Genomic DNA, 23,850 nt, shown 5'->3' on the forward strand with positions numbered 1-23,850 from the left:
TGTCGAAGAGAAATCCTTAAACTCAAAACCGCTGTCACTTGGCAGCGGTTTTTTTTAGGGATCGCTATGGTTGCTCGTTTCACCCAATATCTACAACAGCTCAACCTCTCAAACGAGGCCATTCAAGGCGTACTCGCCAACGCCAAAGAGTTGCAGTTACCGACTCGGCACATATTGATCCATCAAGGTGAAGCGCCGCAGCACTGCTATTTCCTGTTGGATGGACTTTGCCACGCCTGCTATCTGACAGAATCAGGCAAAGAGTTCAGCAAAGAGTTTTACTGGGAAGTCGATTGGATGATCGGCTTTGAAAGCCTGATCCGCGAGCAAGGCAGTCCATTTCTGCTGGAAAGTCTCACCCCAGTTCATCTGCTCACCTTTCCTATCGAATGCTTACAAGCTTGGCGAGCATCCGCTCATCCGTTATATCTCCACCTGCTCGAAACCCAATTGATTTACAAAGAGCGCAAAGAACGTTTCCTGCTGCTACACACCCCAGAGGAAAAGTATCATCTGTTTAAGCAGCTGTTTCCCGTGTTACTCGAAAGGCTCAGTGATCGGCAAATTGCCGCGTATCTGGGTATCACCCCGGTAAGCCTCAGCCGGATCAAAAAACGCCAACTGGATGAAAAACTTTAACTTATGTTAATGCCAAAAGTCGCCTGCAAGGCATACAGTATGCTTCTTATCGTTAAGCGGAAAACATCACCATGATCCAATGGCATCTTGTGCCTTTCTCACAGCTTTCAACCACTCAGCTGTATCAACTACTCAAACTGAGAGTCGACGTGTTTGTGGTCGAACAAAACTGCCCTTACCCTGAACTGGATGGCAACGATATTCTGCACGGAGTGCATCATTTGCTCGGTTATAAAAACGACGAGCTGGTGGCGTGTACTCGTCTTCTCCCCGCCGGCACCACTTACGACAGCGTCAGTATTGGCCGTGTAGCGACCAAACATAATGCACGCGGTGGCGGTTTGGGGCATCAGCTGATGCAACAGTCGATTATGCATTGCCAGCAGTTGTGGCCGAATGAGGCGATTGAAATCGGCGCGCAGGAACACCTCAAACCGTTCTACCAGCAGCACGGTTTTGTAGTCACTTCCGAAGTGTATCTGGAAGATGGCATTCCGCATGTCGATATGAAGCGAGCTTAAGCAGTGACGCCCGCGAGCTACGCGATCGTCCTATTGGTTGTCGGCAACCTGCTGGCAACCCTATCTGATGTCGCGGTGAAACTGATTGATGGTAACGTCTCACCATTTCAATACATGTTTCTCCGGCAGCTATTCTCATTATTGGTGATCACGCCACTGTGGCTGATGCAACGCAAAACACAACGAGCACTAACACAGCCGCGCATTACCTTAGCCCGAGCCCATCTGATCTTGATCGGCAGCGGCTGTATGATGGTTTCCATTACCTATTTACCCTTGGCAACCGCAAACGCCGTATTTTACGCCGCGCCATTATTGATGCTGCCCTTGTCAGTCTGGTTACTCAAAGAGAGACCTTCTCTGGCAAAAGTATTAGGCACTATGGTGGGATTTGTCGGTGTGTTGTTGGTATTGCGCCCTGAGCAATTTCATTGGGCAGCCTGTTTTGCGCTCGGCACCGCGCTCACCCTGGCTTTCTTTAATGTGTTGGTGAGAAAACTGCCCGCTGAGCAGACGGTGGTGACCACTTTGTGGTGGACAACGCTGCTGTCGCTGCCTGTCTCCCTGCTGCTGGCGCTGCTCTATTGGCGCCCACTCACGCCTACGCTCGCGGGATATATATTCGCCAGCTCAGTGTGCATTTTGGGTTATAACGGTCTCGCGGTCGCGGCGTATCGAAAAGCACCCGCCGGACAAATCGCGTTAGCGGAATACTCGGGCTTGCTGTTTGTGACCTTGATTGGCATGTATGCTTTCGCCGAATACCCTGATCGTGTCACTTGGGCTGGTATCTTACTGATTGTGTTGCCACTTTTTCCTTGGCAAAGCGTCTTTGCCAAGCTGCGTCACGGGCGGTTCGCAGAATAAAGCGAGGACAAACAGCTACTTACTGCGGCCAAAGCCCCCATCAGAAAGACGAAAGAACATCACCGAGCTGTTGCCTTTTTCCAACTGCAAAATATCAAGCTGTCCGGCCTCATTAAGCTTAAATCGGACCAATTGACCTTGTTTGATGTGACTCAGTGGTTTGTTGGCGCCTTCGATTTTAACCAAAGCATTCAGATCGCCCATCGCCAATTGATTAGCGCGAAACACTTGCGCGAGCGTGTCACCATTTTGCACCAAGTATTCTTGCCACATCGCCGATTTGCTATCACTTTGCTGTGAATCATGCTGCTCGCTCAATCCACGAGTATTGATGTCAAGCGCAACTCGTTGCGGCGCTTTTTCTACCACAGGTTGAGGGTCAAGTTTCTTCGTCGGCCAAAGCAAAAGAATCAGTAGTATCGGCACTAACACAGCAAGCGCTCGGCGATGCAAGGTCGGCAGGAAATCCCACAAGCGTTGAACTCGCATTAACAATGGCTTGAATTCGATTTTGGTTACGTTCTCTTTTGCAAGCGCCAAATAGTCAGTTTGTGGCTTCTTCTTTCTACGACGATTCATTGCAAACTTCTCCAAACCCCTTTGTTCCCTAGTATAAAAATACAAACCACCAGAGTATAGAGAATTACCCTCAAACTCGGTCAGTAGACGGTAAAAAAGCTGACATTCCGCCAAGAGTAAGAGCCTCATCACAGCACATAAGTTACATCGTTGTGAAGTAGAAAGATTTAAACCTCCAGTCGAAACTGTTATCCTTTGAGGCTTTGTTACGCGATAAAAGAGCGACTTTTATGTCTGATATTAAATTTGAAACGATAGAGCAAAAAGCCAGCTACGGTATTGGTCTGCAAATGGGTCAACAACTTGCGGGCTCTGGCCTTGACGGTCTGAACGTAGATGCCATTGCTGCGGGTATTGCTACCGCACTGACTGGTGACATGCCGGCAATCGAGGTTGACGAGATCAACAAAGCCCTGCAAGAACTTTACACACGTGCAGAAGCGGCACGTGCAGAGGCTGCAAAAGCGGCCGCTGCGGATGGCGAAGCATTCCTAAAAGACAATGCGCTACGCTCTGAAGTGACTGTTCTAGACTCTGGTCTGCAGTACGAAATCATCACTGAAGGTACTGGCGAGATCCCAACGTCAGACAAAACCGTTCGCGTTCACTACCACGGTGAACTCGTTGACGGAACAGTATTTGATAGCTCGGTGTCTCGCGGTCAGCCTGCACAGTTCCCGGTAACTGGCGTGATCAAAGGTTGGGTAGAAGCACTACAACTGATGCCTGTTGGCTCAAAATGGAAACTGTACATCCCACACGACCTTGCTTACGGTGAGCGTGGCGCTGGTGCATCGATTCCTCCATTTGCAGCACTCGTCTTTGAAGTGGAACTGCTCGCTATCGTTTAAGCACGGATTTCTACACGGATAACAAAAGCTGACTTCGGTCGGCTTTTTTTATATGCGAGGTGCGAGGTGCGAGGTGCGAGGTGCGAGGTGCGAGGTGCGAGGTGCGAGGTGCGAGGTGCGAGGTGCGAGGTGCGAGGTGCGAGGTGCGAGGTGCGAGGTGCGAGGTGCGAGGTGCGAGGTGCGAGGTGCGAGGTGCGAAATTTTTGCCAAAATCTCAGTATGATGTCAACAAAAAAGCCGAGCTATCGCTCGGCTTTTCCGTTCTTACGAACCTGATTACTCAGCAGCAGTTTCTTCAGCAGCTGGGCGATCTACAAGCTCAATGTATGCCATTGGAGCTTTGTCACCAGCACGGAAGCCAGCTTTTAGGATACGAGTGTAACCGCCCTGACGAGCAGCAAAACGTGGACCTAGTTCGTTAAATAGTTTTGCAACTACTTCGTTGTCACGAGTACGTGCAAACGCAAGACGACGGTTAGCAACACTGTCAGTCTTAGCTAGTGTAATCAAAGGCTCAACTACGCGACGTAGCTCTTTTGCTTTTGGCAATGTAGTCTTGATAACTTCATGACGTACAAGAGAGCTAGCCATGTTGCTAAACATCGCTTTACGATGTGAGCTGTTGCGGTTGAGTTGACGACCACTCTTACGATGGCGCATGACCTAATCCTTCTAACTAGTATCGATTAATCTTCAGCGATTGATGCAGGTGGCCAGTTTTCCAGGCGCATGCCCAGAGACAGACCACGTGACGCCAGTACGTCTTTAATCTCAGTAAGAGATTTCTTACCAAGGTTTGGCGTTTTAAGTAGCTCAACCTCAGTACGTTGTACTAGATCACCGATGTAGTGAATCGCTTCTGCTTTCAGACAGTTAGCAGAGCGAACTGTTAGTTCAAGATCGTCTACAGGACGGAGTAGGATCGGATCGAATTCTGGCTTCTCTTCTTTCTCCTCAGGAACACGTACATCACGAAGATCTACGAATGCATCCAATTGTTCAGCAAGAATAGTTGCTGCACGACGGATAGCTTCCTCAGGTTCAAGAGTTCCGTTAGTTTCCATATCGATAACAAGCTTATCGAGGTCAGTACGCTGTTCTACACGAGCTGCTTCAACGGCGTAGGCAATTTTGTCTACAGGGCTGAAAGTAGCGTCGACAAGTAGGCGACCGATTGGACGCTCATCTTCTTCAGTATGGATACGAGCTGAAGCTGGAACATAACCGCGACCACGTTCTACTTTGATACGCATAGCGATCTCGGCATTGTCATCCGTTAAGTGACAAATAACGTGTTCAGGGTTAGCGATCTCTACATCACCATCATGGGTGATGTCACCTGCAACCACAGGGCCCGAGCCTGATTTGTTCAGTGTAATGAACACTTCATCTTTGCCTTCGGCAACGCGTACAGCTAAACCTTTAAGGTTCAGAAGAATTTCAAGAATATCTTCCTGAACGCCTTCTTTGGTACTGTATTCGTGAAGTACGCCTTCAATTTCTACTTCTGTCACTGCGCAACCAGGCATAGAAGAAAGCAGAATACGGCGAAGTGCATTACCCAGAGTATGGCCGAAACCACGCTCTAATGGCTCAAGAGTTACTTTTGCGTGGGTCGAGCTGATCTGTTCAATGTCAACTAGACGTGGCTTAAGAAATTCTGTTACAGAACCCTGCATTGTGTCCTCTCTTTAGTTTAAACCTTACTTAGAGTAAAGCTCGACGATCAATTGTTCGTTGATGTCAGCTGACAGGTCAGAACGCTCAGGCATACGCTTGAATGTACCTTCCATCTTGCCGCCATCTACTTCAATCCAAGTTGGTTTTTCGCGTTGTTCAGCAACTTCTAGAGCCGCTTTAATACGAGCTTGCTGTTTAGCTTTCTCGCGAATTGAAACAACGTCGTTAGCCGCTACTTTGAAAGAAGGAACGTTTACAACTTTACCGTTTACTAGGATAGCTTTGTGGCTAACTAGCTGACGTGCTTCTGCGCGAGTTGCGCCAAAGCCCATGCGGTAAACTACGTTATCAAGACGACCTTCAAGAAGCTGAAGCAGGTTTTCACCTGTGTTGCCTTTCAGGCGAGCAGCTTCTGCGTAGTAGTTACGGAATTGTTTTTCTAGAACGCCGTACATACGACGTACTTTTTGCTTCTCACGAAGCTGAACGCCATACTCAGATAGACGACCGCGACGAGCGCCGTGTACACCTGGTGCGTTATCAATTTTACACTTGGTATCGATCGCGCGAACACCAGACTTAAGGAACAAGTCAGTGCCTTCGCGACGGCTAAGCTTCAGCTTAGGACCCAAATATCTTGCCATGATTCTTCTCCAATCTTCCTAGAAACGTTAAACGCGACGTTTCTTCGGTGGACGACAACCGTTATGAGGGATTGGTGTAGCATCAACGATGTTTGTGATGCGGAAACCAGCTGCGTTCAGTGCGCGAACAGTAGATTCACGACCTGGACCAGGACCCTTAACCATAACTTCCAAGTTCTTTAGGCCGTATTCTTTAGCCATTTCAGCACAGCGCTCAGCCGCAACCTGTGCAGCGAACGGAGTAGACTTACGAGAACCACGGAAACCTGAACCACCTGCAGTTGCCCATGCAAGAGCATTACCTTGACGGTCAGTGATAGTTACGATTGTGTTATTGAAAGAAGCATGGATGTGCGCAACGCCATCCGCAACTTGCTTGCGTACGCGCTTGCGCGCGCGAGTTGGTTGTTTAGCCATTGTACTCTACCTTCCCGATTATTTCTTGATCGGCTTACGCGGACCCTTACGGGTGCGAGCGTTGGTTTTAGTACGCTGTCCACGTAGAGGTAGACTGCGACGATGACGAAGACCACGGTAACAACCAAGATCCATTAGGCGCTTGATGTTCATGGAAACTTCACGACGTAGATCACCTTCTACAGTGTATTTAGCTACACCATCACGCAGTTGATCGATCTGCTCTTCAGTTAGTTCACTGATCTTAACATCTTCAGCAATACCCACTTCAGCTAGGATAGCTTTAGAGCGAGTTTTACCGATACCGTAGATCGCGGTTAGAGCGATTACAGCATGTTTCTGATCAGGAATGTTAATGCCTGCGATACGGGCCATTATTCACTCCTAGGTTTCATAAAAGAATTATCCGCAGCAAAGCCCGTGATGGATACGCTGCGGGATACTACTTCTTTTGCACGCAAAAGGTAGGCCGAGGAATATACTCGACACTACCTTATATTTCAAGTAAAAATTTCTGCTGAATTAGCCTTGGCGCTGCTTGTGCTTTGGCTCACTGCAAATCACGCGAACAACACCGTTACGCTTGATTACTTTACAGTTACGGCAGATTTTTTTAACGGAAGCACGAACTTTCATTGCTAAACTCCGTAATTGAAACTGCTGAGTCTACCACCGAATTAACGGCCGTAGCCCTTCAGATTCGCTTTCTTTAACACAGACTCATATTGATGAGACATCATATGTGTCTGTACCTGTGCCATAAAATCCATGATGACAACAACTACGATAAGTAGTGATGTTCCGCCGAAGTAGAAACGAACGTTCCACGCGACCATCATGAACTCCGGAATCAGACAGATAAAGGTAATGTAGAGCGCACCAGCTAAGGTCAAACGCGTCATCACTTTATCAATGTATTTGGCTGTCTGCTCACCTGGGCGGATACCGGGTACGAATGCACCAGACTTCTTCAGGTTATCTGCTGTTTCACGCGGGTTGAAAACCAACGCCGTGTAGAAGAAACAGAAGAAAATAATCGCTGCCGCATAAAGCATGACATACAAAGGTTGACCTGGGCTCAAAGCCAAAGACACGTCAGTTAGCCAACCGAACGCGCTGCTTTCACCATTTTGGCCAAACCATTGTGCCAATGTTCCTGGGAACAAAATAATGCTTGATGCGAAAATCGCAGGAATCACACCGGCCATATTTATTTTCAATGGCAAATGCGAACTCTGGGCTGCAAACACTTTACGACCTTGTTGACGCTTCGCGTAGTTCACAACGATACGACGTTGACCACGCTCCATGAAAACAACGAAATAAATGACTGCAAAAGCCAACACTGCAATTAACAGCAGAAGAAGTACATGCAATTCACCTTGACGCGCTTGCTCGATTGTTTGTCCGATTGCCTGAGGCAACCCAGCAACAATACCTGCAAAAATTAGCAACGAAATACCGTTACCAATTCCACGCTCTGTAATTTGTTCACCTAACCACATTAGGAACATGGTGCCGGTTACTAAACTTACGGTTGCAATTAGCGTAAACATGGTTTGGTTGATAACAACCAGATTGTCGACCATGTTTGGTAGGCCTGTTGCAATACCAATAGCTTGGAAAGTTGCAAGTACAAGCGTGCCGTAGCGTGTATATTGGCTGATCTTACGACGGCCTGCTTCACCCTCTTTTTTGAGTTCAGCTAACGCTGGATGAACTACCGTTAGCAACTGGACAACAATCGAGGCCGAAATATACGGCATGATGCCCAGAGCTAAAATAGATGCACGCGAAAGTGCACCACCGGAGAACATGTTAAACATTTCAACGATGGTGCCTTTTTGCTGTTCGAACAAATCGGCAAGTACAGCAGCGTCAATACCAGGAATCGGCACAAAAGAGCCAGCTCGGAATACTAAAAGTGCACCAATTACGAATAACAAGCGCGACTTTAGTTCACTTAAGCCGCTCTGAGCACTACGAAAATCTTGTCCTGGTTTTTTAGCCATCTGTACCTCGTTCCTCGAGATTATTCCTCGATTTTACCGCCTGCAGCTTCGATTGCAGCTTTAGCGCCTTTAGTCACACGCAGACCTTTCACAGTCACAGCTTTGCTGATCTCGCCAGAAAGAACAACTTTAACGAATTCGATGTTCTTAGTGATGATGTTAGCCGCTTTTAGGCTGTTTAGATCTACTACGTCACCAGAAACTTTCGCTAGCTCAGCTAGACGAACTTCAGCTGCCACTAGGCTCTTACGAGAAGTGAAACCGAACTTAGGTAGACGTTGTTTCAGAGGCATTTGACCGCCTTCAAAACCTGGACGAACTTTGCCGCCAGAACGTGACTTTTGACCTTTATGGCCACGACCACCAGTTTTACCGAGGCCTGAACCGATACCACGACCTAGGCGCTTCTTAGAAGGCTTAGAACCCGCAGCCGGTGATAGAGTATTCAAAAGCATTATGATTACTCCTCAACTTTAACCATGTAGTAAACCTTGTTGATCATACCGCGAATACACGGTGTATCTTCAAGTTCTACAGTGTGGTTGATTTTACGAAGACCTAGACCGCGCAAAGTAGCTTTGTGCTTAGGCAGGCGACCAATTGAGCTTTTAGTTTGAGTTACTTTAATAGTTGCCATGGTGTTCTTACTCCGAAATAGCTTCAACAGTTAGACCACGTTTAGCAGCAACCATTTCTGGTGACTTAACGTCTACTAGTGCATCAATCGTTGCACGAACGATGTTGATTGGGTTAGTAGAACCGTACGCTTTTGACAGTACGTTGTGTACACCAGCAACTTCTAGTACTGCACGCATCGCACCACCTGCGATAACACCAGTACCTTCTGCAGCAGGCTGCATGTAAACTTTAGAGCCCGAGTGGCGACCTTTCACTGGGTGGTGAAGAGTGCCTTCGTTAAGAGCGATAGTAACCATGTTACGACGCGCTTTTTCCATTGCTTTTTGGATCGCTGCAGGTACTTCACGTGCTTTGCCGTAACCGAAACCTACACGACCATTACCGTCACCAACTACAGTCAGTGCAGTAAAGCTCATGATTCGACCACCTTTAACCGTTTTAGAAACACGGTTAACTGCGATTAGCTTTTCTTGCAAATCATTCGCTTGAACTTGTTGTTCTTTAGCCATCTTCCAACCCTACCTTAGAATTTCAGACCAGCTTCGCGAGCAGAATCTGCTAGCGCCGCTACTCGACCGTGGTATTGGAAACCAGAACGATCAAATGCAACTACAGTTACGCCTTTCTCAAGAGCGCGCTCTGCTACAGCTTTACCCACTGCTTTAGCCGCATCGATGTTACCAGTGTATTTCACTTGCTCACGGATCGCTTTTTCTACAGTAGAAGCTGCTGCGATAACCTCAGAGCCGTTTGCCGCAATAACTTGAGCGTAAACGTGGCGAGGAGTACGGTGTACTACCAGGCGAGTTGCACCAAGTTCTGCAATCTTACGACGTGCACGTGTAGCACGACGGATGCGAGATGCTTTCTTATCCATAGTGTTACCTTACTTCTTCTTAGCTTCTTTACTACGCACATTTTCATCTGCGTAACGAATACCTTTGCCTTTGTAAGGCTCAGGCGCGCGGTAAGAACGGATGTCTGCCGCAACTTGACCTACTAACTGTTTATCACAACCAGTTAGAACGATCTCAGTTTGGCTTGGACACTCAGCTTTGATACCCGCTGGCAACTCGTGCTCAACTGGGTGAGAGAAGCCAAGAGTCAGGCCAACCGCATTGCCTTTCATAGCAGCACGGTAACCAACACCCTTAAGGGTAAGCTTCTTAGTGAAGCCTTCAGTAACACCAACAACCATGTTGTTAACTAGAGCACGAGCAGTACCTGCTTGAGCCCATGCGTTAGCAACACCTTCGCGAGGACCGAAAGTTAGCTTGTTTTCTTCCTGAGCGATAACTACTGCGTTGTTTAGAACGCGAGTTAATTCACCTTTAGCACCTTTTACAGTGATTTCTTGGCCGTTCAGTTTCACCTCTACGCCAGCTGGAATAGCGACAGGTGCTTTAGCAACACGAGACATATTCTACTCCTATTAAGCTACGTAGCAGATGATCTCACCACCAAGACCTGCTTTACGAGCAGCACGGTCTGACATCAGACCCTTGGAAGTGGAAACAATAGCAACACCTAGACCACCCATTACAGATGGCAGCTCGTCTTTCTTCTTGTAGACGCGCAGACCTGGACGTGAAACACGCTTCAGTTGCTCGATTACTGGTTTAGCTTGGAAGTACTTAAGAGTTACTTCTAGCTCAGGTTTTATGTCGCCTTCAACAGCGAAGTCAGCGATGTAGCCTTCAGCTTTAAGCAGTGCAGCAATTGCAACTTTCAGCTTTGAAGAAGGCATTTTAACAGCAACTTTGTTTGCTGCCTGACCGTTACGAACACGGGTCAGCATATCCGAAATCGGATCTTGCATGCTCATATGATTTACTCCAAATGATTAAGTGGCAATTACCAGCTAGCCTTACGAAGTCCAGGAATCTCGCCTTTCATGCAAGCTTCACGAACTTTGATACGGCTCAGACCGAATTTACGTAGGTAACCGTGTGGACGACCAGTTTGGTTACAACGGTTGCGCTGACGTGACGCACTTGAATCACGTGGAAGAGTTTGCAGTTTTAGAACCGCATTCCAACGATCTTCTTCTGATGCATTTACATCGCTGATGATAGCTTTTAGAGAAGCACGCTTTTCAGCGAACTTAGCTACTAGCTTTGCACGTTTTACTTCACGTGCTTTCATTGATTGTTTAGCCATAACAGTAACCCTTCACCTTACTTACGGAATGGGAAGTTAAAGGCAGCCAGCAGAGCACGGCCTTCCTCATCAGTACCAGCAGACGTCGTAATAGTGATGTCTAGGCCGCGTACACGATCAACTTTATCAAAGTCGATTTCCGGAAAGATGATTTGCTCGCGAACGCCCATGCTGTAGTTACCGCGACCGTCAAAAGACTTAGCGTTAACACCACGGAAGTCACGTACACGTGGAAGAGCGATAGAGATTAAACGCTCCATAAAATCCCACATACGCTCGCCACGCAAGGTTACTTTACAACCGATTGGGTAGCCTTCACGAATTTTAAAGCCTGCAACAGACTTACGCGCTTTAGTGATTAGTGGCTTTTGACCAGAGATCGTTGCCATATCAGAAGCTGCGTTTTCTAGCAGTTTTTTATCGTTGATAGCTTCGCCCACACCCATGTTTAGGGTGATTTTCTCGATTCTAGGGACTTGCATGACGCTTGTGTAACCGAACTGTTTGGTCAGTTCAGCGACTACAGACGACTTGTAGTAATCATGCAGTTTCGCCATAGTAGAACTCCAAATTACTTTCTAAATTAGTTAGAAACAGTTTCACCGTTTGACTTGAAGAAACGAACCTTTTGGCCGTCTTCAAAACGGAAACCGATACGGTCAGCTTTACCAGTAGCTGCATTGAAGATAGCCACGTTAGAAACGTCGATTGCTGCTTCTTGCTCTACGATACCGCCTTGGATACCTAGTGCAGGAACAGGTTTCTGGTGTTTCTTAACAAGGTTGATACCTTCAACGATAACTTTACCAGTTGCTAGAACCTTAGTTACTTTACCTTTCTTGCCTTTGTCTTTACCAGCAAGAACGATTACTTCGTCATTACGACGGATTTTAGCTGCCATTATTGCCGCTCCTTACAGAACTTCTGGAGCCAGTGAAACGATCTTCATGAACTTATCGCCACGAAGTTCGCGAGTCACAGGACCAAAGATACGTGTACCGATAGGTTGTTCACTGTTGTTGTTCAACAGTACACAAGCGTTTCGGTCGAAGCGAATGACAGAACCGTCTGGACGACGTACGCCTTTACGGGTGCGAACTACCACCGCCTTCAGTACATCACCTTTCTTAACTTTACCGCGTGGAATTGCTTCCTTAACAGTAACTTTGATGATGTCACCGATGTGTGCATAACGACGGTGAGAGCCACCCAGAACCTTAATACACATTACGCTGCGAGCGCCTGAGTTATCAGCTGCGTCCAGCATACTTTGCATTTGGATCATGTTAGTGCTCCGCTAAATATTAAAAAACTAGACCCTCTCGGGTCGGGCTGCCTCTTTATAAGGGACGCGAATTGTACCACCCTTTTTTGTGATTGGGTAGTCAAAAAATAAACGGCTCCAAAAAATAATTTTGGAGCCGTTCGCGTTCATAGAAGAGGTAAGATTAGATCTTCGCCTTTTCTACAACTTTTACCAAAGTCCAAGATTTAGTCTTAGACAGTGGACGACACTCACGAATTTCAACGGTGTCGCCAATGCCACATTCGTTGTTTTCATCGTGTGCGTGAACTTTAGTCGTGCGCTTAACGAATTTACCGTAGATAGGGTGCTTCACCATGCGCTCGATAGCAACAACGATAGACTTGTCCATCTTGTCGCTAACAACACGACCTAGTTGAGTACGAATTTTGTCGCTCATTATGCGCCTGCCTTCTCAGTCAAAACAGTTTTCACACGTGCGATATCACGGCGGACAGCTTTCAGAGTATGAGTTTGCTGTAGTTGACCAGTCGCAGCTTGCATGCGCAAGTTGAACTGTTCACGTAGCAAATTCAATAGCTCAGCGTTAAGCTCTTCAACGCTTTTTTCGCGTAGTTCTAGTGCTTTCATCACATCACCTGCTTAGTTACAAATGTAGTCTTGAATGGCAGTTTGCGAGCCGCTAGGCGGAACGCTTCACGCGCCAATTCTTCAGGTACACCATCAACTTCGTACATCACCTTACCAGGTTGGATTTGGGCTACCCAGTACTCAACGTTACCTTTACCCTTACCTTGACGAACTTCAAGTGGTTTTTCAGTGATTGGTTTGTCTGGGAACACACGGATCCAGATTTTACCTTGACGCTTGATGTGACGCGTCATAGCACGACGTGCAGCTTCGATTTGACGAGCAGTCAGACGACCACGGCCAACAGCTTTAAGACCAAAAGAGCCGAAGCTTACTTCTGTACCTTTTGCTAGACCACGGTTACGACCAGTATGAACCTTACGGAACTTAGTACGTTTAGGTTGTAGCATCTGTCGACTCCTTACTTACGGCCTTTACGCTGCTTCTTAGGCTTGTCAGCCTTTGGCTCTGCAGCTTCAGTTGCTGCTGGCATACCGCCTAGGATCTCACCTTTGAAGATCCAAACTTTAATGCCGATTACACCGTAAGTGGTGTGAGCCGAAGAAGTTGCGTAATCAATGTCAGCACGTAGAGTGTGTAGAGGCACACGGCCTTCACGATACCACTCAGAACGTGCGATTTCAGCGCCGCCTAGACGACCGCTTACTTCCACTTTGATACCCTTAGCACCTAGACGCATTGCGTTTTGTACCGCGCGCTTCATCGCACGACGGAACATAACACGACGCTCTAGCTGAGACGCGATGCTGTCACCAACAAGCTGCGCATCCAGTTCAGGTTTACGTACTTCAGCGATGTTGATTTGCGCTGGTACACCTGCAATTTTCGCTACAGCTGCGCGTAGCTTCTCAACGTCTTCACCTTTCTTACCGATAACAACGCCTGGACGAGCAGTGTGGATAGTCACACGGATGCTCTTAGCAGGACGCTCGATAACGATGCGTGATAGAGACGCTTTAGACAGTTCTTTAGTTAGGAACTGACGTACCTTGAAGTCGCCGTCTAGGTTGTCAGCGAAATCTTTGGTGTTAGCAAACCATGTAGCATTCCAAGGCTTAACGATGCCTAGACGAATACCATTTGGATGTACTTTTTGACCCATTGCTTACTCTCCTAGTCTCTTAGCGATCTGCTACAACAACAGTGATGTGGCTTGAACGCTTCAAGATACGATCCGCACGACCTTTTGCACGAGGCATAATACGCTTCATGGTTGGGCCTTCATCTACGAAGATTTTAGCTACACGTAGATCGTCGATATCTGCACCTTCGTTGTGCTCCGCGTTCGCGATAGCTGACTCAAGAACTTTCTTAACCAGTTCAGCCGCTTTTTTATTGCTGAAAGTTAGGATTTCTAGAGCTTGGTCAACAGATTTACCACGGATTAAATCCGCAACTAAGCGAGCTTTCTGAGGCGAAATGCGAGCAAAGTTATGTTTAGCAATAGCTTCCATTATTTACTCCTTAGCGCTTCTTAGCTTTCTTATCCGCAGCGTGGCCACGGTAAGTGCGAGTTGGTGCGAATTCACCCAGTTTGTGACCGATCATTTCATCAGTTACGAATACTGGAACGTGCTGACGACCATTATGGACAGCGATGGTCAAACCGATCATGGTTGGAATGATCATTGAACGACGGGACCAAGTCTTAATAGGCTTTTTGTCTCCGCTTTCCACCGCTTTCTCTACCTTCTTCAGCAAGTGTAGGTCAATAAATGGACCTTTCTTGAGAGAACGTGGCATGGCTTATCCTCTTATATAGATTACTTGTTACGACGACGTACGATGTACTTGTCAGTGCGTTTGTTGCTACGAGTCTTGTAGCCTTTAGTTGGCATACCCCAAGGTGAAACTGGGTGACGGCCACCAGAAGTACGGCCTTCACCACCACCGTGTGGGTGGTCAACCGGGTTCATTACCACACCGCGAACGGTTGGACGAACACCGCGCCAGCGAGATGCACCCGCTTTGCCTAGTTCACGTAGCATGTGCTCTGCGTTGCCTACTTCACCGATAGTCGCACGGCCTTCAGACAGAACTTTACGCATTTCGCCAGAACGTAGACGGATAGTGACATAAGAACCATCGCGTGCAACGATTTGAGCGTAAGCACCAGCTGAACGAGCCAGCTGTGCACCTTTACCAGGAGTCAGTTCAACACAGTGAACAGTAGAACCCACTGGGATATTGCGCATTGGTAGAGTGTTACCCGCTTTGATTGGCGCATCAACGCCAGATTGGATAACGTCACCCGCTTGCAAACCTTTTGGTGCAATGATGTAACGACGCTCACCGTCTGCGTACAGAACTAGAGCGATGTTTGCGCTACGGTTTGGATCGTATTCTAGACGCTCAACTTTCGCTGGGATGCCATCTTTAGTACGTTTGAAGTCAACTACACGGTAGTGGTGCTTATGACCGCCGCCGATGTGACGTACTGTGATACGACCGTTGTTGTTACGACCACCATTCTTAGAGTTTTTCTCTAGAAGAGGTGCGTATGGCTTACCTTTGTACAGGTCAGCGTTTACGATTTTAACAACGTGACGACGACCAGCCGAAGTCGGCTTACATTTAACAATAGCCATTATTCAACTACTCCTGTTATTCCGCGCCGCCAACAAAGTCAAGATCTTGACCTTCTTTCAACGTCACGTACGCTTTCTTCACGTCTGAACGACGGCCTTGGCGTAGACCTTGACGCTTGGTCTTACCCTTAGTGATAAGAGTATTTACAGACTTAACTTCAACTTCAAATAGCTTTTCTACAGCTGCTTTGATCTCTTTCTTAGTCGCATCTTTCGCTACTTTGAAAACGATAGTGTTCGATTTCTCAGCAGCCATAGTTGCTTTTTCAGAGATGTGCGGTGCACGTAGAACTTTTAGTAGACGCTCTTCAGTGATCATGCCAGCATCTCCTCAACTTGCTTAACTGCTGCTGCAGTCATTAGAACCTTGTTAAACGCGATTAAGCTTACTGGATCGATACCAGATGCGTCACGCACGTCAACTTTGTATAGGTTACGAGCAGCTAAGAATAGATTCTCGTCTACTTCGCCAGTAACGATGAGTACATCGTTAAGCTCAAGTTCTTTAAGCTTAGCTACTAGCTCTTTTGTCTTTGGTGCTTCTACTGAGAAGTTATCAACAACGATTAGACGCTCTTGACGAACTAGCTCAGAAAGAATGCTCTTCATCGCACCACGGTACATTTTCTTGTTTACTTTTTGGCTGTGATCTTGTGGTTTCGCAGCAAAAGTAACACCACCTGTACGCCAGATTGGGCTACGAATTGTACCAGCACGTGCACGGCCAGTACCTTTTTGACGCCATGGCTTAGCACCACCGCCAGAAACTTCTGAACGTGTCTTTTGAGCACGAGTGCCTTGACGAGCACCTGCTGCGTACGCAACAACTACTTGGTGTACAAGAGCTTCGTTGAACTCACGTCCGAAAGTAGTTTCGGAAACAGTTAGTGCGTTAGCACCTTTAACCATCAATTCCATTACTTACTCCTAGACGTTATGCTTTAACAGCTGGTTTGACGATCACGTTACCGCCAGTTGCGCCTGGGACTGCACCTTTAATAAGAAGCAGATTGCGCTCAGCGTCAACTCGTACGATCTCTAGGTTTTGAGTCGTTACACGCTCAGCACCCATGTGACCTGCCATTTTCTTGCCTTTAAATACGCGACCTGGAGTCTGACATTGACCGATAGAACCAGGAGCACGGTGAGACAATGAGTTACCGTGAGTCATATCTTGAGTACGGAAGTTCCAGCGCTTAACAGTGCCTTGGAAACCTTTACCCTTAGATGTACCAGTAACGTCTACTTTCTTAATTTCGTTGAACAGTTCAACAGTTAGTTCTGCACCAACTTCGAACTCTTCGCCGTTTTCTAAGCGGAATTCCCAAAGACCGCGACCAGCTTCAACGCCAGCTTTAGCAAAGTGACCTGCTTCAGCTTTGTTTACGCGGTTAGCTTTCTTAGAACCAGTAGTCACTTGGATTGCTGCATAACCGTCAGACTCAAGAGATTTAACTTGAGCAACACGGTTCGCTTCAACCTCAACAACTGTTACTGGGATAGAAACGCCTTCTTCAGTAAATACGCGGGTCATGCCCACTTTACGACCGATTAGACCAATCATTCTTCTAATCTCCCTTAACCTAGGCTAATTTGAACGTCAACGCCTGCAGCAAGGTCTAGACGCATCAGAGCATCAACAGTTTTGTCTGTTGGCTCAACGATGTCGATTAGACGCTTGTGAGTACGGATTTCGTACTGGTCACGAGCTTTCTTGTTAACGTGTGGAGAGATAAGAACGGTGAAACGCTCTTTACGAGTAGGTAGTGGGATTGGACCACGAACCTGTGCGCCAGTGCGCTTAGCTGTTTCAACGATTTCCGCGGTAGAAGCATCGATTAGTTTGTAATCGAAAGCTTTTAGGCGGATACGGATACGTTGGTTCTGCATGAGACAGAGCTCCAATTATTAAAAATTACACAAACAATATCGCCACTCAGACTCGCATATGGCGAGAGAATGCCGATTGATTTATGTGAAACCGTAGTACCCCGATTGGGCACATTGTCAGTTAATTTTCGATTAGCATTCAGCTATCACAAGTGAATGTGCTTACTAATTGTATTAACTGCGAACATAAGCTGAGTATACGTTACCCTTCAAACCATTTAGATTCGTCAGCTCCTCGCTGCTCATTGGTTCACAACTGAACAAGTCAGTGCGGGGTATTATACAGATCACAAATTAGCTTGCAAGCACTGTTTGAAAAATAAACGTTGAATAGATAGAGGTAGTGTAAGAATTAGAGAAGAAAGGCATCACCTAGTCGCTAAAAGGCGCTGCCTGATGTTTACATATTTTCGAAATCGTCTGACCCTTACCATAAATAAAGATTGAAGTTCCGTTATTCTTCGACAAACTGAGCCTGCAAGTAATTTTCTATCCCGGTCATTTGGATTAAACCAAGCTGCGTTTCTAACCAGTCGACATGCTCTTCTTCATCTTCCAATATTTCTTGGAACAGATCTCTGGATACATAATCTCTGATGTCTTCCGCGTAGGCTATGGCATCTTTTAGGTCGGGGATAGCCATCATCTCAAGCTTTAGGTCACACTCAAGCATCTCTTGAGTATTCTCTCCGATCATAAGTTTACCAAGGTCCTGTAGATTGGGGAGCCCTTCTAAGAATAAGATCCGCTCGATGAGATGATCAGCGTGTTTCATCTCGTCAATCGATTCGTGGTACTCTTTGTCCGCTAAATGTTTTAAGCCCCAGTCTTTGTACATGCGAGCGTGAAGAAAGTATTGATTGATAGCGACAAGCTCGTTGCCGAGTACTTTGTTGAGATGTTGAATGATGATTGGATCGCCTTTCATGACATAGCCCTCCTCTTTGGCTCTATTAACTGTAGAACCAAATATGGAGGAGTCAAAAAAACTCAACACCTATCTATTCTAACTCGCCTCTCTGTAGAGAACGGGCACGATTTCGTTGATCACTTCTTTAGCGGTTCGCACACACTTACCACACTGACTTCCCAGCGCTGTGCACTTTTTTATCCCTCTAATATCCGTCACGCCTTCTTCCAGCACAAGTTGACGAATCTTCTTATCTGAAACACCGTGGCATAAGCAAACGTACATATACAAACACAAACCTGAATTTATAACACCCACGAAGAATAAAAGAGAATCATTCTTGTTACCAGTCTTATTTAATATGCTAGATAGATCCAATTGTTATTAAGATTGGCAGTGGAAACCAAACGGTTTAACTTAGGTTGGTTGTTCGTGTTTATACATCTAGTTAACAGATTGAAAATGTTGAATATCTATATGTGATGCACAGAGGGATGCGTAGATTTTTTTATAACTAAAATGAAAAGAGGAAGCCGAAGCTTCCTCTTTTCTTGTGCGCTGTTCTTCAAGCTGAAGAAAAGTGCAAGATTCCGTTTAACTCAGAGAATTAAGCGATGATCTTAGCAACAACACCAGCACCAACAGTACGGCCACCTTCGCGGATTGCGAAACGTAGACCTTCGTCCATTGCGATTGGTGCAATTAGCTCAACAACCATTTGGATGTTGTCGCCTGGCATTACCATTTCTACGCCTTCTGGTAGCTCGATGTTACCAGTTACGTCAGTTGTACGGAAGTAGAACTGTGGACGGTAGCCTTTGAAGAATGGAGTGTGACGACCACCTTCATCTTTAGACAGTACGTATACTTCTGACTCGAACTTAGTGTGTGGAGTGATTGAACCTGGCTTAGCAAGTACTTGGCCACGTTCTACTTCATCACGCTTAGTACCACGTAGTAGTGCACCAACGTTCTCACCTGCACGACCTTCGTCTAGCAGTTTACGGAACATCTCAACACCAGTACAAGTAGTCGTTGTGGTCTCTTTGATACCAACGATCGCAACTTCATCACCCACTTTCAGGATACCGCGCTCGATACGGCCAGTTACTACTGTACCACGACCTTGGATTGAGAATACGTCTTCGATTGGCATCAGGAACGGCATGTCTACTGCACGCTCTGGCTCTGGGATGTAGTTGTCTAGCGCTTCTGCTAGTTCTACGATTTTCGCTTCCCACTGCTCTTCGCCGTTTAGTGCGCCTAGTGCAGAACCTTGGATAACTGGTAGGTCATCACCTGGGAAATCGTATTCAGACAGAAGTTCACGAACTTCCATTTCTACTAGCTCTAGTAGCTCTTCATCATCAACCATGTCACATTTGTTCATGAACACGATGATGTATGGGATACCAACCTGACGGCCTAGTAGGATGTGCTCACGAGTTTGTGGCATTGGGCCATCTGTTGCTGCAACAACTAGGATACCGCCGTCCATCTGTGCTGCACCAGTGATCATGTTTTTAACATAGTCAGCGTGTCCAGGACAGTCTACGTGTGCGTAGTGACGGTTTGGAGTGTCGTACTCTACGTGAGAAGTAGAGATTGTGATACCACGCTCACGCTCTTCTGGTGCGTTATCGATAGATGCGAAGTCACGTGCTTTACCGCCGTAAACTTTAGCAAGAGTAGTACAGATAGCTGCAGTTAGAGTTGTTTTACCGTGGTCAACGTGGCCGATAGTACCAACGTTTACGTGCGGTTTCGTACGTTCAAATTTTTCTTTAGACACGATCGTGTTCCTTCCTAGTTATGATTCGCCAAGATCTCTGTTGATCATGACGCGCCAGAAATTGATATTTTATGCGCCAACGCTCGTCAGCGCAATATTTGGGCGTGTTGATCTGTAAAAAAGAGAACACTTTTTCCCAGATCTACGTCCTATTTAGTAACCGCGTTCTGCAATAATTGCTTCAGCAATATTTTTAGGGACTTCAGCATACTCATGGAATTCCATTGAATATGAGGCGCGACCTTGAGTTGCAGAGCGTAGGTCTGTTGCATAACCAAACATCTCGGACAGCGGAACCTGCGCGCGAATGATCTTTAGACCCGCAACGCCTTCATCCATACCTTCGATGATGCCACGACGACGGTTAAGATCACCGACTACGTCACCCATCCAGTCTTCCGGTGTAGTTATTTCAACTTTCATCATAGGTTCAAGAATAACAGGTTGCGCTTCAAGCGCCCCCTTCTTGAATGCCATTGAACCAGCGATTTTAAACGCCATCTCGCTCGAGTCGACATCGTGGTAAGAGCCATCAAATAGTGTAGCTTTAATATCCAAAACTGGGTAACCAGCCAGAACACCACTATTCATCTGTTCTTCGATCCCTTTCGCGACCGGAGCAATGAATTCCTTAGGAATGGCACCACCAACAACTTCATCTACGAAGACAAAACCTGCGCCAAGTTCGGAAGGTTCGAGTTTGATCCAGACATGCCCATATTGACCACGACCACCAGACTGGCGAACAAACTTACCTTCGACTTCTGCTTTACCACGAATGGTTTCGCGATAAGCTACTTGAGGTTTACCTACGTTGCAATCCACGCTGAACTCACGCTTCATGCGATCAACGATGATGTCTAGGTGCAGCTCACCCATACCTGAGATCAACGTTTGACCTGTTTCTGCATCCGTTTCGACACGGAATGATGGATCTTCTGCCGCCAGTTTACCTAGCGCGATACCCATTTTTTCTTGATCGGCCTTCGAGCGTGGTTCTACTGCGATCTGGATGACAGGTTCAGGGAACTCCATACGCTCCAGAATCACTTTGTGGTTAACATCGCAAAGTGTGTCGCCGGTAGTAACGTCTTTGAGACCAATCGCGGCGGCGATATCGCCCGCACGAACTTCTTTGATCTCATCGCGCTTATTGGCATGCATCTGAACGATACGGCCAAAACGCTCTTTCTTCTGCTTAACCGAGTTGTACACCGCATCACCCGTATTGACTACGCCTGAGTAGACGCGCATAAAGGTTAGCGTACCCACAAATGGGTCTGTCGCAATTTTAAATGCCAGTGCGGAAAATGGTTCGTTGTCGTCAGCATGACGCTCAACTTCATTGTCGTTTTCATCCACACCTTTAATGGCTGGTACATCTACTGGTGATGGCAAATATTCGATCACGGCATCCAGCACCGCTTGTACACCTTTGTTTTTAAACGCACTACCACAAGTGGCTAGCACAATTTCGTTATTTAGTGTACGCGAGCGCAGACCTTGCTTGATCTCTGCTTCACTCAGTTCACCTTCTTCAAGGTATTTGTCCATCAACTCTTCGTTGGCTTCGGCGGCGGCTTCAACTAAGTTGTTGCGCCATTCATTTGCCAGCTCAACCATGTCCGCTGGGATCTCTTCATAAGTGAAGGTCATGCCCTGATCGGCTTCATTCCAGTTGATGAATTTCATCTTGATTAGGTCGATGACACCTTTGAACTCCTCTTCCGCACCAACGTTCAGTTGGATAGGAACTGGGTTCGCACCAAGACGATTTTTAATTTGTTTCACAACGCGTAGGAAATCTGCACCTGTACGGTCCATTTTGTTAACAAATACCATGCGTGGAACATGATATTTATCCGCTTGACGCCATACAGTTTCAGACTGAGGTTCAACACCAGATGAGCCACAGAACACCACCACAGCACCATCGAGTACACGAAGTGAACGCTCTACTTCGATAGTAAAGTCAACGTGTCCAGGGGTATCAATGATGTTTACGCGATGATCTTGGAATTGTGCTTCCATACCACGCCAGAAGGTAGTCGTCGCAGCCGAGGTGATTGTGATACCACGCTCCTGCTCCTGCTCCATCCAGTCCATGGTTGCCGCACCATCGTGAACTTCGCCGATTTTGTGAGAAAGGCCAGTGTAGAACAGAATACGCTCAGTTGTGGTTGTTTTACCTGCATCTACGTGAGCACAGATACCGATGTTACGGTAGCGCTCAATAGGAGTTTTACGAGCCACGATTGTATCCTCTTACTAAGGGAATCCTTAGAGTGTAGAAAAGTGCTGCGAGAGGACCTCGCAGCACAGAAGGCATTACCAGCGGTAATGAGCAAACGCTTTGTTCGCTTCTGCCATACGGTGAACGTCTTCACGTTTCTTAACAGCAGTACCTTTGTTGTCTGACGCGTCTAGCATTTCAGCAGCTAGGCGAGCAGCCATAGATTTTTCACCACGCTTACGCGCAGCTTCAACCAACCAACGCATAGCAAGTGCGTTACGGCGAACCGGACGTACTTCTACTGGCACTTGGTAAGTTGAACCACCTACACGGCGAGATTTAACTTCTACCGCTGGGCGAACATTTTCAAGAGCTTCTTCAAATACAGCTAAGTGATCTTTGCCAGATTTCTCAGCCATGGTGTCTAGTGCAGTGTAAACAATTTTCTCTGCAACAGATTTTTTACCGTCAACCATAAGGATGTTAACGAATTTTGCCAGCAGTTCAGATTTGAACTTTGGATCTGGAAGGATCTTACGCTGACCAATAACGCGACGACGTGGCATGGATATTCTCCGTTGTCTTCTTCAGGTTATCCAAAACTTTTCAGTTTCTTCAAAATTAAAAATAATTTTAGTGTTTGGCCTTACTTAACGCTTCTTACTAAAAAGAAGTGCATTAAGACTTAGGACGTTTCACACCGTACTTAGAACGTGCTTGCTTACGGTTGTTCACGCCTGCACAGTCAAGTGCACCACGTACTGTGTGGTAGCGAACACCTGGAAGGTCTTTAACACGACCACCGCGGATCAGAACAACTGAGTGCTCCTGAAGGTTGTGACCTTCACCACCGATGTACGATGTTACTTCGAAGCCGTTTGTCAGACGTACACGACAAACTTTACGAAGTGCTGAGTTAGGTTTTTTTGGTGTAGTAGTGTAAACACGAGTACATACACCACGTTTTTGTGGGCACGCTTCTAGTGCTGGCACGTTGCTTTTAACAACTTGCTTAGCACATGGCTTACGTACCAACTGGTTAATAGTTGCCATTAACTAGCTCCTGATTTACTTAAAGTAAGCTTTGTGAAAAATCTAGTCCCCAACCCACGTGAGCGAGTTAGGGACGCAAAATTCTATGCAGCAGTGAGAAGTGTGTCAAGAAATATGCGGATCTTTTTTGTCCAGTGCATAGGCATACTTGATGCCAGCCCTTAGAGGATAAGGACTTAGTTCCAAGTCAGTGAACTGTCATGCTTTGCGGTTAGCGCCACAAAACCAAGATAATCGACCCGTGAAAAGGTGGGACTGACTCGTTCTACCAAACCTCTGGCCAGTAAGTCATTATCAAGCACGTAGACATTAAGCGGGCGAATTTGTTGAAAATCTCGGTGCTGCGGGTTCGCCGCATACACCGCATTTTCAATCAGAATGATCTCATCTTGCTCTGTGACAACCGAAATAAGCTCGGCAATGGCGGAAACGGATTTGACAATGTGCAGCATATTTCTCT

General features: G+C 46.8%; 40 protein-coding genes. 4 read left to right on the forward strand and 36 right to left on the reverse strand.

Annotation, left to right across the window (positions count from 1 at the left end; all coding sequences use genetic code 11):
* Window positions 1-66 precede the first annotated feature (66 nt).
* The 3 genes from EA26_RS18990 (at window position 67) to EA26_RS19000 (ending at window position 2,027) form a co-directional block, all read left to right on the forward strand.
* The gene (locus tag EA26_RS18990) at window positions 67-639 is read left to right on the forward strand and encodes a Crp/Fnr family transcriptional regulator (protein ID WP_039430760.1); all 573 of its coding nucleotides are present in this window, start codon (window positions 67-69) and stop codon (window positions 637-639) included.
* Between the two features lie 71 nt (window positions 640-710).
* Entirely contained in the window at window positions 711-1,160 is a 450-nt protein-coding gene (locus EA26_RS18995; RefSeq protein ID WP_039430762.1) for a GNAT family N-acetyltransferase, read from the forward strand.
* A 3-nt stretch (window positions 1,161-1,163) separates the two neighbouring features.
* Window positions 1,164-2,027, forward strand: a complete 864-nt coding sequence (locus EA26_RS19000; protein ID WP_039430765.1) for a DMT family transporter — start codon at window positions 1,164-1,166, stop codon at window positions 2,025-2,027.
* A 15-nt stretch (window positions 2,028-2,042) separates the two neighbouring features.
* Here EA26_RS19000 and EA26_RS19005 read toward each other — a convergent pair whose 3' ends face one another.
* A complete protein-coding gene (locus EA26_RS19005) occupies window positions 2,043-2,606 on the reverse strand; it encodes a LysM-like peptidoglycan-binding domain-containing protein (RefSeq protein ID WP_039430768.1) in 564 nt (187 codons plus the stop codon).
* A 230-nt stretch (window positions 2,607-2,836) separates the two neighbouring features.
* Here EA26_RS19005 and bamJ point away from each other — a divergent pair, with 230 nt between their 5' ends.
* Window positions 2,837-3,457, forward strand: coding sequence for a BamJ family beta-barrel-assembly machinery protein (gene bamJ / locus EA26_RS19010; protein WP_039430770.1), 621 nt, complete (start codon window positions 2,837-2,839; stop codon window positions 3,455-3,457).
* 276 nt (window positions 3,458-3,733) lie between these two features.
* Here the strand turns inward: bamJ and rplQ are convergent, their stop codons facing one another.
* The 35 genes from rplQ to tusB form a co-directional block, all read right to left on the reverse strand.
* The gene (rplQ, locus tag EA26_RS19015) at window positions 3,734-4,117 is read right to left on the reverse strand and encodes a 50S ribosomal protein L17 (RefSeq protein WP_039430775.1); all 384 of its coding nucleotides are present in this window, start codon (window positions 4,115-4,117) and stop codon (window positions 3,734-3,736) included.
* A 26-nt stretch (window positions 4,118-4,143) separates the two neighbouring features.
* Window positions 4,144-5,136: a DNA-directed RNA polymerase subunit alpha gene (locus tag EA26_RS19020; RefSeq protein ID WP_039430778.1), complete on the reverse strand. Its 993-nt coding sequence runs from the start codon at window positions 5,134-5,136 to the stop codon at window positions 4,144-4,146.
* Window positions 5,137-5,160: 24 nt separating this feature from the next.
* Window positions 5,161-5,781, reverse strand: a complete 621-nt coding sequence (rpsD, locus tag EA26_RS19025) for a 30S ribosomal protein S4 (RefSeq protein WP_039430781.1) — start codon at window positions 5,779-5,781, stop codon at window positions 5,161-5,163.
* 27 nt (window positions 5,782-5,808) lie between these two features.
* Window positions 5,809-6,198 (reverse strand): 30S ribosomal protein S11, encoded by a 390-nt coding sequence (rpsK, locus tag EA26_RS19030; protein ID WP_001118870.1) that lies wholly within the window; start codon window positions 6,196-6,198, stop codon window positions 5,809-5,811.
* An 18-nt stretch (window positions 6,199-6,216) separates the two neighbouring features.
* Window positions 6,217-6,573, reverse strand: coding sequence for a 30S ribosomal protein S13 (gene rpsM, locus EA26_RS19035; protein ID WP_039430953.1), 357 nt, complete (start codon window positions 6,571-6,573; stop codon window positions 6,217-6,219).
* 147 nt (window positions 6,574-6,720) lie between these two features.
* On the reverse strand, window positions 6,721-6,834 hold the full coding sequence (gene rpmJ / locus EA26_RS19040) for a 50S ribosomal protein L36 (RefSeq protein ID WP_000868186.1): 114 nt from the start codon (window positions 6,832-6,834) through the stop codon (window positions 6,721-6,723).
* Between the two features lie 41 nt (window positions 6,835-6,875).
* Window positions 6,876-8,210 carry a preprotein translocase subunit SecY gene (gene secY / locus EA26_RS19045; protein ID WP_039431014.1) on the reverse strand — a complete coding sequence of 445 codons (1,335 nt, stop codon included), beginning with the start codon at window positions 8,208-8,210 and terminating at the stop codon, window positions 6,876-6,878.
* Between the two features lie 20 nt (window positions 8,211-8,230).
* On the reverse strand, window positions 8,231-8,665 hold the full coding sequence (gene rplO, locus EA26_RS19050; protein WP_039431016.1) for a 50S ribosomal protein L15: 435 nt from the start codon (window positions 8,663-8,665) through the stop codon (window positions 8,231-8,233).
* Window positions 8,666-8,670: 5 nt separating this feature from the next.
* On the reverse strand, window positions 8,671-8,847 hold the full coding sequence (gene rpmD, locus EA26_RS19055; RefSeq protein WP_005379565.1) for a 50S ribosomal protein L30: 177 nt from the start codon (window positions 8,845-8,847) through the stop codon (window positions 8,671-8,673).
* Between the two features lie 7 nt (window positions 8,848-8,854).
* Window positions 8,855-9,358, reverse strand: coding sequence for a 30S ribosomal protein S5 (gene rpsE / locus EA26_RS19060; protein WP_011078816.1), 504 nt, complete (start codon window positions 9,356-9,358; stop codon window positions 8,855-8,857).
* A gap of 14 nt (window positions 9,359-9,372) precedes the next feature.
* Window positions 9,373-9,726: a 50S ribosomal protein L18 gene (gene rplR, locus EA26_RS19065; RefSeq protein WP_000358092.1), complete on the reverse strand. Its 354-nt coding sequence runs from the start codon at window positions 9,724-9,726 to the stop codon at window positions 9,373-9,375.
* Window positions 9,727-9,735: 9 nt separating this feature from the next.
* The gene (gene rplF / locus EA26_RS19070; protein WP_039431059.1) at window positions 9,736-10,269 is read right to left on the reverse strand and encodes a 50S ribosomal protein L6; all 534 of its coding nucleotides are present in this window, start codon (window positions 10,267-10,269) and stop codon (window positions 9,736-9,738) included.
* Window positions 10,270-10,281: 12 nt separating this feature from the next.
* On the reverse strand, window positions 10,282-10,674 hold the full coding sequence (gene rpsH, locus EA26_RS19075; protein WP_039431061.1) for a 30S ribosomal protein S8: 393 nt from the start codon (window positions 10,672-10,674) through the stop codon (window positions 10,282-10,284).
* Between the two features lie 29 nt (window positions 10,675-10,703).
* On the reverse strand, window positions 10,704-11,009 hold the full coding sequence (gene rpsN / locus EA26_RS19080; RefSeq protein WP_039431064.1) for a 30S ribosomal protein S14: 306 nt from the start codon (window positions 11,007-11,009) through the stop codon (window positions 10,704-10,706).
* A 17-nt stretch (window positions 11,010-11,026) separates the two neighbouring features.
* Entirely contained in the window at window positions 11,027-11,566 is a 540-nt protein-coding gene (rplE, locus tag EA26_RS19085; RefSeq protein WP_039431067.1) for a 50S ribosomal protein L5, read from the reverse strand.
* Between the two features lie 26 nt (window positions 11,567-11,592).
* Window positions 11,593-11,910 (reverse strand): 50S ribosomal protein L24, encoded by a 318-nt coding sequence (rplX, locus tag EA26_RS19090; protein WP_011078822.1) that lies wholly within the window; start codon window positions 11,908-11,910, stop codon window positions 11,593-11,595.
* A gap of 12 nt (window positions 11,911-11,922) precedes the next feature.
* Window positions 11,923-12,294, reverse strand: a complete 372-nt coding sequence (gene rplN / locus EA26_RS19095) for a 50S ribosomal protein L14 (RefSeq protein ID WP_039431069.1) — start codon at window positions 12,292-12,294, stop codon at window positions 11,923-11,925.
* Window positions 12,295-12,457: 163 nt separating this feature from the next.
* A complete protein-coding gene (gene rpsQ, locus EA26_RS19100; protein WP_011078824.1) occupies window positions 12,458-12,712 on the reverse strand; it encodes a 30S ribosomal protein S17 in 255 nt (84 codons plus the stop codon).
* The gene (rpmC, locus tag EA26_RS19105; protein ID WP_039431071.1) at window positions 12,712-12,903 is read right to left on the reverse strand and encodes a 50S ribosomal protein L29; all 192 of its coding nucleotides are present in this window, start codon (window positions 12,901-12,903) and stop codon (window positions 12,712-12,714) included. Before rpmC ends, rpsQ begins: the two co-directional genes overlap by 1 nt.
* A complete protein-coding gene (rplP, locus tag EA26_RS19110) occupies window positions 12,903-13,313 on the reverse strand; it encodes a 50S ribosomal protein L16 (protein WP_004728605.1) in 411 nt (136 codons plus the stop codon). The genes rpmC and rplP overlap by 1 nt, the downstream gene beginning before the upstream one ends.
* 11 nt (window positions 13,314-13,324) lie before the next feature.
* Complete coding sequence (gene rpsC, locus EA26_RS19115) at window positions 13,325-14,026, reverse strand: 30S ribosomal protein S3 (RefSeq protein ID WP_039431074.1); 702 nt, start codon at window positions 14,024-14,026, stop codon at window positions 13,325-13,327.
* Window positions 14,027-14,045: 19 nt separating this feature from the next.
* Window positions 14,046-14,378: a 50S ribosomal protein L22 gene (gene rplV, locus EA26_RS19120; RefSeq protein WP_039431076.1), complete on the reverse strand. Its 333-nt coding sequence runs from the start codon at window positions 14,376-14,378 to the stop codon at window positions 14,046-14,048.
* Window positions 14,379-14,388: 10 nt separating this feature from the next.
* On the reverse strand, window positions 14,389-14,667 hold the full coding sequence (gene rpsS / locus EA26_RS19125) for a 30S ribosomal protein S19 (RefSeq protein ID WP_004394525.1): 279 nt from the start codon (window positions 14,665-14,667) through the stop codon (window positions 14,389-14,391).
* Window positions 14,668-14,687: 20 nt separating this feature from the next.
* The gene (rplB, locus tag EA26_RS19130; RefSeq protein WP_039431094.1) at window positions 14,688-15,512 is read right to left on the reverse strand and encodes a 50S ribosomal protein L2; all 825 of its coding nucleotides are present in this window, start codon (window positions 15,510-15,512) and stop codon (window positions 14,688-14,690) included.
* 16 nt (window positions 15,513-15,528) lie between these two features.
* Window positions 15,529-15,831 (reverse strand): 50S ribosomal protein L23, encoded by a 303-nt coding sequence (gene rplW, locus EA26_RS19135; protein WP_039431097.1) that lies wholly within the window; start codon window positions 15,829-15,831, stop codon window positions 15,529-15,531.
* Window positions 15,828-16,430, reverse strand: coding sequence for a 50S ribosomal protein L4 (rplD, locus tag EA26_RS19140; RefSeq protein WP_039431099.1), 603 nt, complete (start codon window positions 16,428-16,430; stop codon window positions 15,828-15,830). The genes rplW and rplD overlap by 4 nt, the downstream gene beginning before the upstream one ends.
* A 16-nt stretch (window positions 16,431-16,446) precedes the next feature.
* On the reverse strand, window positions 16,447-17,076 hold the full coding sequence (gene rplC, locus EA26_RS19145; RefSeq protein ID WP_039431101.1) for a 50S ribosomal protein L3: 630 nt from the start codon (window positions 17,074-17,076) through the stop codon (window positions 16,447-16,449).
* 14 nt (window positions 17,077-17,090) lie between these two features.
* Complete coding sequence (gene rpsJ / locus EA26_RS19150; RefSeq protein ID WP_004410492.1) at window positions 17,091-17,402, reverse strand: 30S ribosomal protein S10; 312 nt, start codon at window positions 17,400-17,402, stop codon at window positions 17,091-17,093.
* A gap of 454 nt (window positions 17,403-17,856) precedes the next feature.
* The gene (gene bfr / locus EA26_RS19155) at window positions 17,857-18,330 is read right to left on the reverse strand and encodes a bacterioferritin (RefSeq protein WP_039431122.1); all 474 of its coding nucleotides are present in this window, start codon (window positions 18,328-18,330) and stop codon (window positions 17,857-17,859) included.
* A gap of 78 nt (window positions 18,331-18,408) precedes the next feature.
* Window positions 18,409-18,597, reverse strand: coding sequence for a (2Fe-2S)-binding protein (locus EA26_RS21235; protein ID WP_039440300.1), 189 nt, complete (start codon window positions 18,595-18,597; stop codon window positions 18,409-18,411).
* Window positions 18,598-18,919: 322 nt separating this feature from the next.
* A complete protein-coding gene (gene tuf, locus EA26_RS19160; protein WP_039431127.1) occupies window positions 18,920-20,104 on the reverse strand; it encodes an elongation factor Tu in 1,185 nt (394 codons plus the stop codon).
* Between the two features lie 153 nt (window positions 20,105-20,257).
* Window positions 20,258-22,357, reverse strand: a complete 2,100-nt coding sequence (gene fusA, locus EA26_RS19165) for an elongation factor G (RefSeq protein WP_039431130.1) — start codon at window positions 22,355-22,357, stop codon at window positions 20,258-20,260.
* Window positions 22,358-22,432: 75 nt separating this feature from the next.
* The gene (gene rpsG, locus EA26_RS19170) at window positions 22,433-22,903 is read right to left on the reverse strand and encodes a 30S ribosomal protein S7 (protein WP_011079316.1); all 471 of its coding nucleotides are present in this window, start codon (window positions 22,901-22,903) and stop codon (window positions 22,433-22,435) included.
* A 112-nt stretch (window positions 22,904-23,015) separates the two neighbouring features.
* Entirely contained in the window at window positions 23,016-23,390 is a 375-nt protein-coding gene (gene rpsL, locus EA26_RS19175; protein ID WP_039431139.1) for a 30S ribosomal protein S12, read from the reverse strand.
* A gap of 176 nt (window positions 23,391-23,566) precedes the next feature.
* Window positions 23,567-23,842 carry a sulfurtransferase complex subunit TusB gene (gene tusB, locus EA26_RS19180; protein WP_039431142.1) on the reverse strand — a complete coding sequence of 92 codons (276 nt, stop codon included), beginning with the start codon at window positions 23,840-23,842 and terminating at the stop codon, window positions 23,567-23,569.
* Between the last annotated feature and the right edge of the window lie 8 nt (window positions 23,843-23,850).

The organism is Vibrio navarrensis (assembly GCF_000764325.1).
Classification (GTDB): domain Bacteria; phylum Pseudomonadota; class Gammaproteobacteria; order Enterobacterales; family Vibrionaceae; genus Vibrio; species Vibrio navarrensis.